This is a genomic window from Candidatus Cryosericum septentrionale, from assembly GCF_003570995.1.
Lineage (GTDB): Bacteria > Caldisericota > Caldisericia > Cryosericales > Cryosericaceae > Cryosericum > Cryosericum septentrionale.
Genome location: NZ_QXIY01000035.1, coordinates 49,967 through 68,190 on the forward strand (window position 1 = coordinate 49,967; position 18,224 = coordinate 68,190).

The following is an 18,224-nucleotide window of genomic DNA, read 5'->3' on the forward strand; positions in this document are numbered from 1 at the left end:
AGCACAGGAGGACCAAGTATGGCAGACAAGAGCAGGGAGCCCATGAGCAGCAGCGCAGAGGACCGCAAGGACCGCAGGCAGCGGGAACGCCTCGCGGAGTTGACGCGTTCGTTTAAGAAGGACCCCAAGGACTTTGTTCAGAAGGTGGAGCAGGCGTGTCCGGCGGGCACGCCGCCCGCGACTGTGTTGCTGGATGCCGCGGTAGTTCTTGCTGAGCAGGATGAGTTCAAACCCGCTCTGGCCCTGCTGGACAGGGCGGTCATGCTGTACGAGGCCAAGCATGATAATGCCGGCCTGGCCCACGTCTATGTCAACATGGGTCCCCTGTACGGCATGCTCGACGAGCTGGAGAAGGGCATCAGCTTCTCGCTGAAGGCCGAAGCCCTGGCCAAGGGCCTGCCGGCCGATCCTGAGCTCATGCTGCATTACGCGAGTGACCTCGGTGGCATGTATACGGAGATGGAGGAGTGGGACAAGGCGATGCACTACTTCCAGGTCGCCTGCGCCACATCGAAGGGCATGGGCAACAAGGATCTCGAAACCGACGCTCTTCTCATCATGAGCCAGGTGGCCGTCGCCCAGGGAGACGCAGCCAAGGCACGTGAACTAGCGGAAAAGGGCGGCGCTCTTGGCAAGGCTCTGCACGATAAGCTTTTTCAGGCGCGTGCACTGCAGACGATCGGCGATGCGAGTGCACTCGACGGAAACCATGAGCAGGCTGTCGTCCTGTTCCAGCAGGCGCTGGATCTCGAAGCCGACCAGCCCGATCTCGATCTTCGACAGCAGTTGTTCTGGGAAATGAGCGAGTCGTACGAGGAAGCGGGAAACAAGGAGCTGGCAGAGGACTATCGCAGCCGCGCTGCCGACCTCGACGAAACCGATGAGGATATGGACGAGCCGGACGACTCAGCCGACTGATCGTGTATTGGATGCGTATGTGCCGCATGGTCATGGACGACCTGTGGATAAGGAGGATGGTATGTTGTACGAACGTGAGTTGAAGGAGACGGCCAGAGCTCTGGTGGCACCGCACAAGGGAATCCTGGCGGCCGACGAGAGTGTAGGAACCATCGGCAAGAGATTTGCGAAACTGGGCGTGGCGTCGACTGCCGAGACGCATCGCACCTATCGGGACATGCTGTTTACGACGCCCGGTGTCGAGGAATTCATCTCAGGCGTCATCCTCTATGACGAAACGATTCGCCAGGAGTCCCTCGGTGGAACGCTGTTCCCCAGGCTGCTGGCCGAGAAGGCTGTCATCCCCGGCATCAAGGTCGACACGGGAACGGTTGAGTTGGCGCTTCACCCCGGTGAGAAGGTCACACAGGGACTGGATGGCCTTCGTGAACGGCTGGCCGAGTATCGGTCGCTGGGTGCGCGGTTCACCAAGTGGCGTGCCGTCATCACTATTGGGGCGGGTATCCCCAGCAGGGCATGTGTCAGTGCCAACGCCCAGGCCCTTGCGCGCTATGCGGCCCTGGCACAGGAAGCTGGACTTGTTCCGATCGTCGAACCCGAGGTTCTCATGGACGGCGATCATGATCAGGAGTGGTGTGAGCTCGTCACCTTGGGCGTTTTGAGGTCGGTCTTCAATGAGCTTGCCCGGCAAGGGGTCCTGCTCGAGGGTATGCTGCTCAAGCCGAGCATGACGATCTCTGGCAAGTCCTGCCCCCGCCAGGCGGGGGTCCAGGACGTGGCCGAGGCGACCGTGCGCACACTGCGCCGTACCGTCCCTGCCGCCGTCCCGGGCATCGTCTTCCTTTCGGGTGGACAGTCGTCCGAACTGGCGACCGCTCATCTCAATGCGATGAACAAACTGGGACCGCATCCGTGGGAATTGAGCTACTCGTACGGACGGGCATTGCAGGAGCCGGCACTTACCATCTGGCACGGCGAGCAGGCAAACGTGGCGGCGGCGCAGGCGGCCTTCTATCATCGAAGCGAGTGCAACAGCGTGGCCCGTTCCGGCTCCTACAGTCCCGAACTGGAGCGCGGCTAGTACGCAACAACGTGCTGAGGGGTCTGACCCCCTGGTTCGAAAGGTCGAGACAGCGAGCCCCTCCGTCAGGAGGGGCTCGCTGTTGCAGGGTGTCCAGAACATCGTGTCGGGCAGCGACTGCTCGTTTGCGCTGCCCGACAGGCTGTACAGGAGGAAAAGGGCGGGGAGGTTAGCCGCCCAGATAGGCTTTCTTCACGTCCGGGTTGTCACGCAGCTCCGCTGCGGTCCCTGCGAGAACAACGGACCCGGTCTCCAGCACGTATCCCCGATTGGCTATGGACAGTGCCTTGAATGCGTTCTGCTCGACGAGCAGGACCGTCTTGCCCAGCTGGTTGATCTCGACGATGACGCCGAAAATCTCCTCGGTCAGCACGGGCGACAGGCCCATCGAGGGTTCGTCGAGCAGCATGAACGGGTTGTTCTGCATGAGACCTCGGCCGACAGCCAGCATCTGTTGTTCGCCGCCTGACAGTGTGCCGGAGATCTGCCGTCTGCGCTCCTTGAGACGTGGGAACAGCGAGAATACCTTATCCTGGTTGGGGCCGGCCGTCTTCTTGTCTTTGACCGACGAGAGCGCCACGTCCAGGTTTTCCTGCACGGTCAGGTTGCCAAAAATGCCACGACCTTCGGGAACGTGGGAGATACCCATACGCGCGATGAGATGGGGCGGCGTGTGGGTGATATCGTGTCCGTCATAGATGATGCTGCCGGACGCTGCACGCAGAATGCCGGAGATAGCGCGCAGGGTCGTCGACTTGCCGGCGCCATTGGCGCCGATGATCGAGACGATTTCACCTTTTTCTACGCTGAAGGAGACGCCCTTCAGCGCACGGATGGAGCCGTAGAAAACGTCGATGTTCCGGACTTCGAGCAGCATGTCAGGCCCCCTTTCCAAGGTATGCTTCGCAGACCCGGGGGTCGTTGCGGATGTACTCGGGCACGCCTTCGCAGATAGTCTCGCCGAAGTCCATGACCTTGATACGTTCGCACACGCCCATGACCACCCTCATCTGGTGCTCGATGAGCAGGATAGTCAGGTCGAACTTTTCGCGGAGCCAGTGGATCATTTCCATCAGTTCGTCTGCCTCTGCCGGGTTCATGCCGGCTGCGGGCTCGTCCAGGATGAGGAGCTTGGGTTTGGTGGCAAGAGCGCGGGCGATTTCCAGCCGGCGCTGAGCCCCGTAGGGGAGGGAGCCGGAGACGTCTTCGGCGTGTCCCTCCAGGTGGAACAGGCGCAGGAGGTCGATGGCGTAGTCGTCGACAAGTTGCTCGCCCTCCCAGTACTTGCGTGTGTGTAGGAACGCATCAATGTTGCCGTAGGACATACGGAAGTGATAGGCGATCTTGATGTTGTCGATAACACTGGACTTGCTGAACAGGCGGATGGTCTGGAACGTGCGGGCGATCCCTGCCTGGGTGATCTGGTAGGTTTTCCTGCCCACAATGTTCTGTCCGTCGAAGACGATGGTCCCCTTGGTCGGCGTATAGACACCGGTCATCACGTTGAAGACGGTTGTCTTGCCAGCGCCGTTGGGTCCGATGAGGCCGACGATCTCGCCGTGCTCGAGCTGGATGTTGAAGTCGGAAACGGCGCGCAGGCCGCCAAAGAACTGTGTGAGATGTTGAACGTCGAGGAGAGCCATTATACGCTCACCTCCTTCCTCTGACGCTGGGGAATGAGGATGAAGCTGAATTCCTTGAGGCCCATGATGCCTTCCGTCCGGAAGATCATGGTCAGGATGAGGATCAGCGGGTAGATGACCATGCGCCACGACTCCAGGCCGCGCAGCAGTTCGGGTAGGAGCGTGAAGATAGCTGGACCGACTATGGCGCCGCTGATTGATGTGGAGCCGCCGACGTACAGATAAATGAGATACTCCAGTGACTTCACGAAACTGAAGTTGTCCGGGTGGATGAACTGAAGCAGGTGCGCGAAGACACCGCCCGAGACGCCGGCGAAGAAGGCCGAGAAGACAAACACAAACACTTTCTGCCGTGTTGTGTTGATACCCGTGGATTCAGCGGCAATCTCCGAGTCGCGGATCGCCTTCATGGAGCGTCCATGCGACGAGAACAGGTAGTTGCGCATGAGGACGACGCTCACGATTGCGAACACGAAGACGACCTCCAGCGTCGTGAACTTTGGGATGCCGCCCAAACCACGGGGACCACCCAGGGCGTCGGTGACACGGATGACCGTTCGGATAAGTTCGTTGGCCGATAGCGTCACGATAGCCAGGTAGTCGCCCTTGAGACGCAGCGACGGCGCGCCGACAAGATAGCCTGCTGCGGCAGCCAGCAACCCCCCTGCAAGAATTGCGACGATGAAGACAGGATACCCGACCCATGGATTGGCGGTACTCGTATGCAACCAGACCGTCGTAATCATGGCTGACGTATAGGCGCCGACAGCCATGAACCCAGCGTGTCCAATGGAGAACTGGCCGGTGAAACCGTTGACCATGCCCAGGCTGACAGTCATGACGATGTTGATGCCGACCAGGATGATGAGCTGGATGTAGTATGCGTTCAGGAGGGGTTCTCCGTTGACGAGGGGCAGGATGCTCAGTAGCTTGATGACGACATAGGCCAGCACGGATGCAATGACTGTGGCCATCGTGCGGTGTGTACGAAGAAAGGTCATGTCAGACCTTCTCCGGCATGAACTTGCCCAGCAAGCCGCTTGGTCGAATAAGCAGGATGCCAATAAGGATGGCGAACGCGATACCGTACCCCAGGTTGGAGTTGACCGACGTCGCAAACGCCTCCGAGATGCCCATGATGTATGCGCCGAGCACGGCGCCGGGAATGTTGCCGATGCCGCCAAGAACCGCTGCGATGAACGCCTTCAGACCCGGCCATATGCCCAGGAAGGGGGATGCCAGCATGCCGTAGGTCGTGCCGTACAGGATGCCGCCGGCGCCTGCAAGCGCAGGGCCCACGATGAAGGCTGTACTAATGACGACGTCGATGTTGATGCCCATAAGGCTGGCTGTCGGCTTGTCGAATGCCACCGCGCGCATCTGCTTGCCGATGAGAGTCTTGTTGACGAACCAGAACAGCAGGACCATCAGGATGACGGAAACGCCGATGTCGAGCAGCAGCACGTTGGAGACGGAGAGGCCGAGGTTGCCGGGGATGGGAATGTTCTTGGCCACGATGAGGTCAGGGAACGCGCGGAACGTCGGGCCGAAGACGAAGGGCATCGCGCAGAAGTTCTCAAGGAATATCGAAACACCAAGCGCGGTGATCAGTGCCGAAAGGCGGGACTTGTAGCGCAGCGGGCGATACGCAAGTTTCTCCATGACGAAGCCAAGCAGGCCGGTAATGAGCATGGCTGCGATGATCGTCGGGATGAAGGCGCCACCAAAGACCTTGGCCATGACGGGGGCAAGGAAGAATCCCATGTAAGCGCCAAACATGAAAATGTCGGCATGAGCGAAATTGATAAGGCGCACGATGCCATACACCATTGTATAGCCTAGGGCAATCAGGGCATAGATACTGCCTATCTGAATGCCGTTGATGAGTTGCTGCAAGAACTGGCCCATGTTTTCTCCTCCAACAGGGGGCGCAGCGGGGATACTCCCCGCTGCGCCGAGATGCGTGCTAGGCTATGGGTTGACGGTCGCCACGTACGTCTGCTGGCCGTTCACGATCTTGATGATGACGGCCGACTTGATCGGGTCCCGGTTTTCGTCGAACTTGTAGGCACCGGAGATGCCGACGAAAGTGGTTTTCTTCATGGCATCCCTGATGTCCGAGCCTTTGATTGAGCCGGCAGTCTTGAACGCGTCGAGGAACAGTCCTGCAGCGTCATACGCAAGAGCAGCGAGTGCGTCGGGTGCCTCCCCGTACTTGGTCGTGTATTTTGCGACGAAATCCTGGACTTTGGGGCTTTTGTCGTCCTTGGAGAAGTGGTTGGAGAAGACGCCACCCTCGACAGCCGCGCCACCTATCTTGACGAGGTCAGGTGAGTCCCAGCCATCGCCACCCCCGGCGGGAACGTTCAGGCCCATCTCGCGTGCCTGCTTGAGGATGAGTGCGGCCGAGCCGTAATAGTTGGGCAGATACAGGAACTCAGGATTGGTGGCCTTGATTTTGGTCAGCTGGGCCTTGTAGTCGACCGTCTTGTCTTCATCCGTGAAGGCTTCATAGGCGACGACTTTGCCGCCGTTTTTCTCAAAACCGGCCTTGAAGAACTCAGCCAGTCCCTTGTTGTAGTCATTGCCGTTATCATAAAGGACGGCCGCCGTCTTGAGCTTGAGGGTATTGTACACGTAATTGGCCATGACGGTGCCCTGGAACGGGTCGATGAAGCAGGCACGGAAAATGTAGTCACCAACCAGCGTGACCGTCGCATTGGTAGACGTTGGCGAGATCTCCGGGACGCCGGCAGCCTGTGCGATAGGCGCGACGGCCAGGGAGACCTTGCTCATGACGGCGCCGATGATGCCGATGACCTTATCCTGGTTGATGAGCTTCTGAGCGGCGCTGGCGCCGACTTCGGGGGAACCAGCGTCGTCCTCGTTGATGTAGTTGATCGTTGTCTTGACGCCTCCGACCATAGCTCCGCCGGCAGTGTTGAATTCCTCGACGGCCATGGTTGCACCGTTCTTGCTGGAAGTACCAAAGGTGGCCGAGCCGCCGGTCATACAGAAGATACCACCCAGGTTGACAACCCCAGTTTTTGCTTTGCATCCAACGCCAACGCCGGCAATCAGTGCACAGACAAGAATAATGGCAAACAGTCTCCTCATGTTTTCTCCTCTCTTGATGTGGATGTGTGGTACTGGTTCGTGGAGCGACAGAGCATCGTCAGGCTTGCAGGCCCGTTGACGCCCCCTTCCCAAGAAAGCGGAAAGACCTCAGGGTATGATTTCCGTGAGGTCTTCTAGTGACTGTGCAGGCAGTGGGCTTGGGTCCCTGCTTACTGTGGACTCCGGGCAGAGTTCTGCTCGTTGAGTCCGAGGCAAAGCCATCCGGCACAAGGCGTGAGCATGAGCCGAATGGGTGTGGTGAGTCAAGGTATGAGACAAAGAGGGGGAACCATCTGATGTCCATAATGCATTCTCGCAGAGTCGGCAGAAAAGTCAATAGGCAGAGGCCGAGGACCGTGAAGAAGCTATTGGAGCGCATTTGACGGCATCTTCCGGCATGACGGAGCGCGCGGGTCTGTGAACAGGCTACAAGGGAGAGGTTCGACGTGCTGTACTGTGATCGATGCGGGCATGCCAACGTGAGCGGCGGGTCCAATCACGACGGAACAGACCTCTGCGCACCGCGTTTCAGCGCCTCACATCAAGTCTGACGTCCCTGCTCCGGGACATTCCACATGTCGTTTCATGCATTCGGCCTTATCTATGCAACACTATTGCGGTGCCGCAAGAATTGTCAAGGTGTAGGTGACATCCTGTCCATCCGGCGTTTCATCACCTCGAACCGAGCCGAATGTCAGGCTGACTGTCTGCGGAGCGAAGAATAGCCAGGAGGACAAGGCCGGCGGCAGAGGCAATCGGCAGGGAGGAGGACAGCAGGACGGAGCGCACGCCGAGTCCCCGCTGCACGACGTTCTCGTAGGCGTCGATGACCCATGTCCCCGGCGTCGCCCGCGCTACCCTCTGGAACGCCGTGCCGGTAAACTGGAGAGGGACCCATGCGCCACCGAGGCCCGCGAGGACGAACATCAGGATGAGCGAGAACGCCGTCGCCTGCTCCTCTGAGCGTGACGCGACCCCGATGAGCAGGCCGATTGCTGCCACGAATGCCGAAGCGCAGATTGTCACGAGCAGGGTCGCGAGGGGAGTGTGCGGGGCCTGGATGAGGCGTGTGGTGCACCGGCGTACGTCGTTAATGATGACAGCCGCGGCGACAGGGTACACCCCGCGCCGCGGCTGTCATCGTGTCGGCTATGGGTTGACGGTCGCCACGTACGTCTGCTGGCCGTTCACGATCTTGATGATGACGGCCGGCTTGATCGGGTCCCGGTTTGCGTCGAACTTGTAGGCACCGGAGATGCCGACGAAAGTGGTGTTCTTCATGGCATCCCTGATGTCCGAGCCCTTGATTGAGCCTGCAGTCTTGAACGCGTCGAGGAGCAGTCCTGCAGCGTCATACGCAAGAGCAGCGAATGCGTCGGGTGCCTCCCCGTACTTGGTCGTGTATTTTGCGACGAAATCCTGGACTTTGGGGCTTTTGTCGTCCTTGGAGAAGTGGTTGGAGAAGACGCCACCCTCGACAGCCGCGCCACCTATCTTGACGAGGTCAGGTGAGTCCCAGCCATCGCCACCCCCGGCGGGAACGTTCAGGCCCATCTCGCGTGCCTGCTTGAGGATGAGTGCAGCTGAACCGTAGTAGTTGGGCAGATACAGGAACTCAGGATTGGTGGCCTTGATTTTGGTCAGCTGGGCCTTGTAGTCGACCGTCTTGTCTTCATCCGTGAAGGCTTCAAAGGCGACGACTTTGCCGCCGTTTTTCTCAAAACCCGCCTTGAAGAACTCAGCCAGTCCCTTGTTGTAGTCATTGCCGTTATCATAAAGGACGGCCGCCGTCTTGAGCTTGAGGGTATTGTACACGTAATTGGCCATGACGGTGCCTTGGAACGGGTCGATGAAGCAGGCACGGAAAATGTAGTCACCAACCAGCGTGACCGTCGCATTGGTAGACGTTCCCGAGATCTCCGGGACGCCGGCAGCCTGTGCGATAGGCGCGACAGCCAGGGAGACCTTGCTCATAACGGCGCCGATGATACCGATGACTTTGTCGTTATCGATGAGTTTGTGGGCAGCGCTGGCGCCGACTTCGGGGGAACCAGCGTCGTCCTCGTTGATGAAGTTGATCGTTGTCTTGACGCCGCCGACCATAGCTCCGCCGGCAGCGTTGAATTCCTCGACGGCCATGGTTGCACCGTTCTTGTTGGAAGTACCAAAGGTGGCCGATCCGCCGGTCATACAGGAGATAGCACCCAAGTTCACAATCTGTTCGGTGGGTTTGACCTCAGCTTTTTTGCATCCAACGCCAACGCCGGCAATCAGTGCACAGACAAGAATAATGGCAAACAGTCTCCTCATGTTTTCTCCTCTCTTGATGTGGATGTGTGGTACTGGTTCGTGGAGCGACAGAGCATCGTCAGGCTTGCAGGCCCGTTGGCACCCCCTTCCCAAGAAAGCGGAAAGACCTCACGGCGTATTTTCTACGAGGTCTTCTAGTAGCTGCGCAAGCTGAGGGCTTGGCTCCTTGCTCACTGCAGACTCCAGGCAAAGTTCTGCCCGGTGGGTCCGATGCACAGCCATCCGGCACTAGGCGTGAGCATGAACCGAATGGGTGTGGTGGTCCAAGGTACAAGACAAAAAAGGAGAGCCGCCTGATATCCATCGCCAATTGTCGCAGAGTGGGCAGAAAAGTCAACAAACAGGGGCCAAGTACCGTGAAGCGATTATAGGAGCTCATTTGACGGCATCTTCCGGCATGACGGAGCGCGCGGGTCTGTGAACAGGCTACAAGGGAGAGGCTCGATGTGCAGTACTGTGAAGCGCGTTTCCATAAGTCCTGGAGAGATGTTCAGAAGAATCGACATGGACATACCAGCAGCGTAAGGGGCGGATCCGATCATGATGGAATAGATCTCTGTGTGCTGCGTTTCAGCGCCTCACATCAAGTCTGGCGTTCTTGTTCCGGGATATTTTACGTGTCGTTTCGTGTATTCAACCTCCTACAGCACACTATTGCGATGCCGCAAGAATTGTCAAGGCGTCCGTGGCCTCCTGTCCATCCGGCGTTCCATCACGTCTGAGAGCTGCACGTCACGCTGATTGTCTGCGAAAGCGGAGCTGGGCGAGGAGGAAGAGGCTGGCGGCACAGGCAACATGGAGTGAATCGGAAAACAGGATGGCGGGCGCGCCTAGTCCTCGCTGTACGACGCTTTCATGGGCGTCAACGATCCATACCCTGGAATCACTCGTGTCAGCTTCTGGAGAGCTATACCGGTACACCCGGTGGAGGCGCAACAAAGCGTCAACCACAATATGATCTCGCTGTCCACCGACGGCGCAACCTCGAGGGGGTCAGGCATCGCGGTTGACGCCTGGCCCCTATGGAAGACTTGGTTGAGCTGGACTAGGGCTGGATAGTCGTCAGGTACGTTTGCTGGCCGTTCTTGATCTGCAGGATGACTGCGGCCTTGATCGGGTCCCGGTTTTCGTCGAACTTGTAAACGCCGGCGACGCCCGAGAAGGACGTATTCTTCATGGCATCCCTGATGTCCGAGCCCTTGATTGAGCCGGCAGTCTTGAACGCGTCGAGGAACAGTCCCGCAGCGTCATACGCGAGAGCAGCGAGTGCGTCGGGCGCTGCCCTGTACTTGGTCGTGTATGCTGAGACAAAAGCCTGGACTTTGGGGCTGAGGTCGTCCTTGGAGAAGTGGTTGGAGAAGACGCCTCCCTCGACAGCCGCGCCCCCTATCTTGACGAGGTCAGGTGAGTCCCACCCATCGCCGCCACCGGCGGGGACGTTCAAACCCATCTCGCGTGCCTGTTTCAGCTGGAGGGCTACTGCGGCGTAGTAGTTGGGCAGATACAGGAACTCAGGATTGGTGGCCTTGATTTTGGTCAGCTGGGCCTTGTAGTCGACCGTCTTGTCTTCATCCGTGAAGGCTTCAAAGGCGACGACTTTGCCGCCGTTCTTCTCGAAACCAGCCTTGAAGTACTCGGCAAGGCCCTTGTTGTAATCATTGCCGTTGTCGTACAGCACGGCCGCCGTCTTGACCTTCAGCGTGTTCCATGCGTAATTTGCCATGACGGTACCCTGGAACGAGTCGATGAAGCAGGCGCGGAAGATGTAGTCGCCGACCAGCGTGACCTGGGTGGCAGTGGACCCATGCGAGATCATGGGGACGCCGGCAGCCTGTGCGATAAGCGCGACGGCCAGGGAGACTTTGCTCATGAGGGGACCGATGATACCGATGACCTTGTCCTGGTTGATGAGCTTCTGAGCGGCGCTGGCGCCGACTTCGGGGGAACCAGCGTCGTCCTCGTTTATGTAGTTGATTGTCGTCTTGACGCCGTCGACCGTTGCTCCGCCGGCAGTGTTGAACTCCTCGACGGCCATGGTTGCACCGTTCTTGCCGGAAGCTCCGAAGGTGGCCGCGCCACCGGTCATCGGCTGGATACCGCCCAGGTTGATAACCTGTTCAGTCACTTTGGTGGTGGAGCCGCAACCGGTGACGCCTGCGACAAGTACTGTGAGAATGAGCAAAAATGCGACGGTTCGTTTCATCATGGTTCCTCCGGGATATAGGTTTTTGTTGTTCGGGTACAGAGGCTTGACGGAATCGCCGGTCGTGGCATCACCTCCTTCGACGAACGCAAACCGGCCTTGCAGGGGAGATTTCTGCAAGGCCGGTTTCGTCCGGTATGTTGGCGCGGTCAGGCACGTGCGCTGGGGCAGTTGCACCAAGCGTCGCTGTGGCCGTCCTCCTGCTGAGAGCGGACGAGCGGAGGGCGTGGAGCGTAACCATAGCGAGTGGATGGGGTGTTTCGACTGTCATGGAGAGCAGTACTGCACGTGTAACCATAAAAAATTGTCGCACACAGAAGGAAAAAGTCAATATGCGGGGTGAAGCGGTTCGAATGGTTGTCCAGGCAGCTCTGGAGAGCCATTCTTGGTCGAACAGGCATGCCCCCGGTCATGAATTGATTGTGAACGGAATACGAACTATTGCCTGCCGTCCGACCTTCTCAACATCTCCTCAATGCTGTGCGCGACGCACGTTGACTATAGCCAGTCTCCTGCATGGGGGCGATGTTTTCGCCGAAGTTCGCCAGGACCAGGGCGGTTTTTCCTCACATCGACAGACGGTGGAGGTTGCGCGCGGGCGCCGCCACGCTACAGTAACTAGGAGATACGGCATATCAGGAGGAACAGATGAAGGAATTTGCTATCAACCGGACGACGGCTATACAACAGCTGCACGCCGGCAGAGAGTGGGCATGAACGCGTCGAAGGTATGGTTCACCGACCTGCGCACGCGTCCTGGTCACAATCTGCTGGACAAGACCGAAGCTTTGATGCGCGCCGCCGGCGTCACAGACATCGACTTCAAGGACAAGTTCGTTGCGCTCAAGCTGCACATGGGAGAACCCGGCAATCTCGCCTACATTCGTCCCAACTATGTGGCGCGGGTCGTCAGACTGATCCGTGAACTGGGCGGTAGGCCCTTTTTGACCGACTGCAACACGCTGTATACGGGGGGCCGCTCCAACGCAATCGACCACCTGCAGTCTGCCCAGGAGAACGGCTTCAACCGTATCGCCGTCGGGGCAGACGTCATCATCGCCGACGGCCTCAAGGGCACGGATTACCGCGAGGTCCCCATCCATCTCAAGCGTTGCGAGACTGCCAAGATCGGCACTGCAATTGCCGACGCCGACATCATCGTCTCGCTCACGCACTTCAAGGGGCATGAGCAGGCCGGCTTCGGCGGCACGCTCAAGAATATCGGCATGGGCAGTGGTTCGCGGGGCGGCAAGATGCAGATGCACTCTGAGTCTAAGCCGCGTATCGACGTCGTCAAGTGCGTTGCCTGCGGTACCTGCGTCCGTTCCTGCCCGCAGGTCGCAATCGGATGGAACACCGACGACAAGGCTGTCATCGACTACACGAAGTGTGTCGGATGCGGGCAGTGTGTCGCGGTCTGCATGTATGGCGCTGCGCATCCCGTGTTCCAAGGCACCAATGACGCGCTCAACGAGAAGATCGCGGAATACGTGTATGCCGTCCTGCATGGTAAGCCGTCGTTCCACGTTAGCTTCATCATGGACGTCAGCCCCAAGTGCGATTGCTGGGGCCACAACGATGCGGCCATCGTGCCCGATATTGGTATTGCCGCGAGCTTCGACCCGGTAGCTCTCGACCAGGCATGCGTGGACCTCGTCAACAAAGCCGTCGCCAATCAGGGCAGCGTCCTTGGCGACGTCCACTTCGAACACGGCGACAAGTTCACACACGTCCACCCCGAAACGCACTGGGAATCCCAGGTCGCCCACGCCGAGGAGATCGGGCTGGGCACGCGGCAGTACGAGCTGGTGGCCGTCGAGTAGACATTTTCCTCCCGGCACGTCCCTTCCAGGCGCCGCACCAAACCGTGTGTGGCGCCTTTCTCTTCCGGGCCGGCCGTGCCTGTTGCAAGAGTCAAGGACTTCTTTATCCTTCATGTATGAGCACTCAGCGGTAGAAACCCATAAGGAGGGCTCTATGGCTCGAGTACGACCAAAGGGAATGAAGGCGTTTACGCTCATCTGGGCTGGTCAGGTGGTCTCGCTCGTTGGGTCCGCGATGACCGCCTTCGGTGTGAGCGTGTGGGCATGGCAGGTCACGGGTCATGCGACCGCCCTGGGCATCGTCGCGTTCTTCAATTTCACGCCCACCATCATCATGAGTCCCATCGCCGGAGCGCTGGTCGACCGGTGGAACCGCAAGGTGACCATGGGGGTCTCGGACGTAGCTTCGGGACTGGGTACGGTTATCATGCTCATCCTGTACGCCACCGGGCGCCTGCAGATCTGGCACCTGTGCATCGTGGGGGCGTTGTCCGGGACGTTCCAGGCATTCCAGTGGCCTGCGTATCAGGCCGCCATCAGCACCATGATGCCCAAGGAGAAGTATGGCCGGGCTGCGGGCATGATGTCACTGGCGCAGAGTGGCTCCGGCATCCTTGCGCCCATCATTGCGGGAACGGTCGTCGTCATGTGGGGCCTCGTGCCGATCTTCCTGTTCGACATCGCTTCATTCTGCATCGCCGTCGCATTGCTGCTGGCGGTCAGTGTTCCCCGTCCCTCGCGATCACAGGCAGGTGAAGAGGCACGTGGCAGCCTCTGGAAGGAAACGGTCTTCGGCTGGCGCTACATCGCGGCACGTCGGCCCCTGCTCTTGCTGCAGCTCAGCTTCTTTGCCTCGAACCTAGTCGCGTCGGCGTGTGGAACGCTGTGGACTCCGATGATCCTGGCGCGGACCAGTAACAGCGCGACCACACTGGGCATCGTCAACACGGTGTCCGCTGTCGGCGGCGTCGTCGGAGGCGCTCTCATGACGGCCTGGGGTGGACCGCACCGCAAGGTGTACGGCGTCCTGTGGGGCATGGTGTCCATGTCCGCCCTGGGTATCATGCTCATGGGGTTTGGCCGAACGTTGCCCATCTGGCTCGTCTCCGGGTTTCTCGGCTCGCTCATTATCCCATTTCTCAACGGCTGCAACGACGCTATCTGGCAGACGAAGGTGCCGCACGACGTGCAGGGTAAAGTCTTTGGCACACGCCTGATGATCGCGCAGGTCTCGGTGCCGATGGCCATGCTGACCGCTGGACCACTGGCGGACATAGTATTCGAGCCCCGGATGATGCCTGGAGGGATATTGGCAGGAGTGTTTGGTCCACTGGTCGGTGTCGGCCATGGTGCCGGCATGGCTCTCATGTTTGTGCTGTTTGGTGGCGTGGCACTGCTGGTGAGCGTCGCGAGCTTCATGGTGCGCGATATCCGCGATGTGGAGGTCCTGATTCCAGACTATGTCCCACCAAACGAAGAGGCGCCCGGAGAAGTGATTTCTGTGCCTGTTGAGGCAAACGCCGACAATTGAGCCGCATGCGCAAAAACGTCACGAAGTCTGTAGGGTGTCTCCAGAAGCGGTGTTGGTGTTTATGGGACGTTTCGAGGTGCCTACGCGCGGGGGCTTGACATCTTTCATGAAACTTGTTTTGTCGTAGAGTATTGACATCAAGGTTCGGCGTCAACATCAACATGACTCTCAACAAAGGAGATGGCAATGGCTAGAACAACAAAGAAGTCTGCAGAAACAGTAAAGAAGGTCGTCGCTGCTGCACCGAAGAAGGCAGAGAAGAAGGTCGAGACCAAGGCTCCCATGAAGACGGGCTGGGGCACGTATGCCCCGAAGACGGCCGCTGCTAAGGCTGCCAACAAGGTCGCGCGAGTCGTGAAGAAGACCGCCAAGGTCGTGGGGAAGCCAGTGGTCAAGAAGACGGTTGTCAAGGCCGCGAAGCCCGTAGCCAAGAAGCCAGTCGTCAAGGCTCCGGCAAAGAAGGTTGTTGCTGCCAAAGCTCCGGCGAAGAAGGTTGTCGCCGCGAAACGCGCTGCCAAGGCCGCGAAGCCCGTAGCCAAGAAGCCAGTCGTCAAGAAACCCGTAGTCAAGAAGTAGTATACTGATACGAGAACTGTCCTCGCTGTGTCCGCATGTGTGCCGACGCAGCGAGGTTGTTTCTCTGAGACGGTCACTATGCTCGTGGACGGTGCCCGCACAGGAATTGGCAGGCAGCCCGAACCTGGGCTTGGAGCTCACGATTCGACACCGCACCAGGAGTCTCTGGTGCGGTTTGTCATTCTAAATCACACAAGCGACCCTGCTGCATCTACTCTGCTGAGGAAAATAGGTATACACAATTCCTAGCATGACGAAGTGGTCAGTGGTTCCAGGGCAGGATTCGGGTCAGTTCTTGGGCAGTCTGCGTCTACTTGAGAAAAGCCCACGACAACGTAGTATGGTGTTAGCCTCTACGTCGAGCGGGCGCACCAGGCAGAGGAGGACAGTTGAGACTTAGCTCTGGTCTATATGAACAACTCATCGACGAACTGATGCGCCGGGAACTGAACGCCCTCGATCCAACCCAATGGTCATGGGACCAGGAGGCTATTGACGCAGCAGAGAGCCCTATCATTCTGTCCCAGTATCTGGAGAGAGTGATACGTCGTGTCCTTGATGCATGCATGGGCGATCAAGCGCTGCAGCAACGAGTAGCTGTCTGTAATGATATCGTTGAGCGACTTAGCACAACGGTTCCGGAGGCTGACCTGGATGGTAGCAGTATACCTCCACAAGTTGAAATTCTTCTCGCATTGCTCGATAGACCAACATCACCAGGCATAAGCATCGATCGACTACGCGAGCTTCGGCCAAAGACAGGCTTGAGCCAGTCCGCGCTTCTCACGGGTTCCCCAAGGGAACCAAGCCTGGCCAGTGAACTAAGAAAGGAAATCTTGTCATCAGACAAGATCGATATTCTCATGTCGTTCATCAAGTGGAGTGGCCTACGTCTTATCGAGAAAGAGCTGCGCGAGTTCACGTCACGTCCCAATACAACGCTGAGAATCATCACGACCTCGTATATGGGGGCAACTGACCTTCGGGCTGTGTCGCTGTTGGCATCTCTACCACATACTCAGGTACGTATATCCTACGACACTGACCGGACACGCCTGCATGCAAAGGCGTATTTGTTCCATCGCGACAGCGGGTTCACTACCGCCTATATCGGTTCGTCCAATATCTCAAGCGCTGCCATCACGAGTGGGCTGGAGTGGAATATTAAGGTGACCGCCAGAGACGCTAGCGACATTGTCAGCAAATTCGTGGGCACGTTCGAGACATATTGGAGAGATCCCGAGTTTCGGGCTTACTCGCTCGAGGACGAGCCTGCCCTCAGAGTAGCTCTGGGAAACGAGAGGACTACTGATCAGCGCCAATATCTCGTGGACATGCACCCTTATGGGTTTCAACAAGACATACTGGAAAGGCTGAAAGCAGAAAGAGAACTGCACGGCCGAAGACGGAATCTCGTGGTTGCAGCAACTGGCACTGGGAAGACGGTAGTCGCCGCGTTTGACTACAAACGGTACCGCGAAGAGCATCCAGGAAAGAAGAATCGCCTGCTGTTTGTCGCGCACCGAGAAGAAATCCTGCGTCAGTCGCTGGCATGCTTTCGGAATGTCCTCCACGATGCGAATTTCGGCGACGTACTTGTGGGTGCCTCGGAACCATCGCAAACAGACTACCTCTTTGTCTCGATCCAGATGCTTGCTGCACGAGGTGTGGAAACGCTTCTTCGCGATCCGACGGCATACGACTACGTCGTGGTAGATGAGTTCCATCATGCTGAAGCGCCGACGTATGGCGATTTTCTCGAATATGCGCAGCCGGATATTCTGCTTGGACTCACGGCAACACCAGAACGCATGGATGGCAAAGACATACTCAAGTGGTTTGGGGGTCGCATAGCAGCTGAAATTCGGTTGCCGGAGGCCGTTGATCGAGGACTGCTATGTTCTTTTCAGTACTTCGGTGTGACTGACGTCGTTGACCTGGACACGTTCCGATGGAGTCGCGGCGGATATGATGTCCAGCAGTTGAATCAAGCCTATTCGGCAAACGAGAGCAGGGCACGACTCGTAGTAGACGCTGTCCAACGCTACTGTAGAAGGGCAGAGGACGTACGCGGATTGGGTTTCTGTGTGAGTATCGAGCACGCAGAGTTTATGGCCGATTTCTTCCGACGTGCAGGCATTCCCTCTGTCGCAGTCTCAACGAAAACGGCCCCAACTGATCGTATTGCAGCTCAAAGCCTGCTCCGTAACAAGGAGATTAACTTCATCTTTGCCGTAGACCTCTACAACGAGGGAATCGACATCCCAGAAATCGACACGGTCCTATTTCTTCGACCGACCGAGAGTCTCACGGTGTTTCTTCAACAACTCGGGCGAGGGCTGCGAATCGACAAAGGAAAAGAGTGCCTCACTGTGCTCGATTTCATCGGTAAAGCACAACAGAACTACAGTTTCGAGGCTCGCTTTCAAGCACTCCTTGGCCATACGTCCCGGTCAGTCCAGAAAGAAGTTGATGATGACTTTCCCTTTCTTCCCAGAGGGTGCAGTATACAACTTGAGCGAGTAGCCAAGGAGAGTGTACTGGAGAACATCAGGTCCGCAGTACGAAGTGGGCGTAGCCGGATGGTCCAGCGAATCGCTGAGTTCGAAGAGGAAGCCCAAGAGCCTCTCACGATGACCGCATTCCTTGAGTACTACCAACTGGAGGCTTACAGTATCTATGAGACAGGGAAGTCCTGGAGTCGACTTTGCTCTGAAGCAGGCAAGAGGTTAGCATGGGGGGAGCCTGAGGAGGATCGTCTCACTAAGGGCCTATTGAGACTTGTACATATTGATTCTCCCTCTTTTCTACACTTCATCATCGACGCTCTTGAAGGCGATATGGAGCTCTCACAATCGGAGAATCCACTGGCGGTAATGTTGTGGTGCGACGTATGGCAAACGTCGTCTGATCGAGCCACGTGCCCCTCATGGCACCGGGTTGCTGAAGTCTTCGCCAGGAACCCCACCATGCGAAGTGAATATGTGGAACTGGCAACGTGGTGCCTTGACCACGTCAGCAT

14 protein-coding genes are annotated in these 18,224 nt (G+C 58.0%); 6 read left to right on the forward strand and 8 right to left on the reverse strand.

Features of this window, described 5'->3' with window-relative positions:
* Positions 1-18 precede the first annotated feature (18 nt).
* A complete protein-coding gene (locus SMC1_RS08165; RefSeq protein ID WP_119086289.1) occupies positions 19-918 on the forward strand; it encodes a hypothetical protein in 900 nt (299 codons plus the stop codon).
* A 61-nt stretch (positions 919-979) separates the two neighbouring features.
* On the forward strand, positions 980-1,999 hold the full coding sequence (locus SMC1_RS08170) for a class I fructose-bisphosphate aldolase (protein WP_207799367.1): 1,020 nt from the start codon (positions 980-982) through the stop codon (positions 1,997-1,999).
* Between the two features lie 169 nt (positions 2,000-2,168).
* On the opposite strand, the gene SMC1_RS08175 is transcribed toward SMC1_RS08170, so the two are convergent.
* The 8 genes from SMC1_RS08175 to SMC1_RS08210 all read right to left on the reverse strand — a co-directional run bounded on the left by SMC1_RS08175 (position 2,169) and on the right by SMC1_RS08210 (position 11,275).
* Entirely contained in the window at positions 2,169-2,873 is a 705-nt protein-coding gene (locus SMC1_RS08175) for an ABC transporter ATP-binding protein (RefSeq protein ID WP_119086325.1), read from the reverse strand.
* Positions 2,874-2,877: 4 nt separating this feature from the next.
* Positions 2,878-3,642, reverse strand: coding sequence for an ABC transporter ATP-binding protein (locus SMC1_RS08180; protein WP_119086290.1), 765 nt, complete (start codon positions 3,640-3,642; stop codon positions 2,878-2,880).
* Complete coding sequence (locus tag SMC1_RS08185; protein WP_119086291.1) at positions 3,642-4,643, reverse strand: branched-chain amino acid ABC transporter permease; 1,002 nt, start codon at positions 4,641-4,643, stop codon at positions 3,642-3,644. The genes SMC1_RS08180 and SMC1_RS08185 overlap by 1 nt, the downstream gene beginning before the upstream one ends.
* A 1-nt stretch (position 4,644) precedes the next feature.
* Positions 4,645-5,550, reverse strand: coding sequence for a branched-chain amino acid ABC transporter permease (locus SMC1_RS08190; protein WP_119086292.1), 906 nt, complete (start codon positions 5,548-5,550; stop codon positions 4,645-4,647).
* Positions 5,551-5,613: 63 nt separating this feature from the next.
* Complete coding sequence (locus tag SMC1_RS08195) at positions 5,614-6,759, reverse strand: ABC transporter substrate-binding protein (protein WP_119086293.1); 1,146 nt, start codon at positions 6,757-6,759, stop codon at positions 5,614-5,616.
* 672 nt (positions 6,760-7,431) lie between these two features.
* Entirely contained in the window at positions 7,432-7,881 is a 450-nt protein-coding gene (locus SMC1_RS08200; RefSeq protein WP_119086294.1) for an ABC transporter permease, read from the reverse strand.
* 27 nt (positions 7,882-7,908) lie between these two features.
* Complete coding sequence (locus SMC1_RS08205; protein WP_119086295.1) at positions 7,909-9,069, reverse strand: ABC transporter substrate-binding protein; 1,161 nt, start codon at positions 9,067-9,069, stop codon at positions 7,909-7,911.
* Between the two features lie 1,045 nt (positions 9,070-10,114).
* The gene (locus SMC1_RS08210; protein ID WP_207799368.1) at positions 10,115-11,275 is read right to left on the reverse strand and encodes an ABC transporter substrate-binding protein; all 1,161 of its coding nucleotides are present in this window, start codon (positions 11,273-11,275) and stop codon (positions 10,115-10,117) included.
* A 710-nt stretch (positions 11,276-11,985) separates the two neighbouring features.
* On the opposite strand from SMC1_RS08210, the gene SMC1_RS08215 reads away from it, so the two are divergent.
* From SMC1_RS08215 to SMC1_RS08230, 4 genes are all read left to right on the forward strand, one after another.
* On the forward strand, positions 11,986-13,095 hold the full coding sequence (locus tag SMC1_RS08215) for a DUF362 domain-containing protein (protein WP_119086296.1): 1,110 nt from the start codon (positions 11,986-11,988) through the stop codon (positions 13,093-13,095).
* 154 nt (positions 13,096-13,249) lie between these two features.
* Positions 13,250-14,626, forward strand: coding sequence for an MFS transporter (locus SMC1_RS08220; RefSeq protein ID WP_119086297.1), 1,377 nt, complete (start codon positions 13,250-13,252; stop codon positions 14,624-14,626).
* A gap of 186 nt (positions 14,627-14,812) precedes the next feature.
* A complete protein-coding gene (locus tag SMC1_RS08225) occupies positions 14,813-15,202 on the forward strand; it encodes a hypothetical protein (RefSeq protein WP_119086298.1) in 390 nt (129 codons plus the stop codon).
* Between the two features lie 836 nt (positions 15,203-16,038).
* A partial coding sequence (locus SMC1_RS08230; protein ID WP_207799369.1) for a DEAD/DEAH box helicase family protein occupies positions 16,039-18,224 on the forward strand: 2,186 nt, incomplete at its 3' end.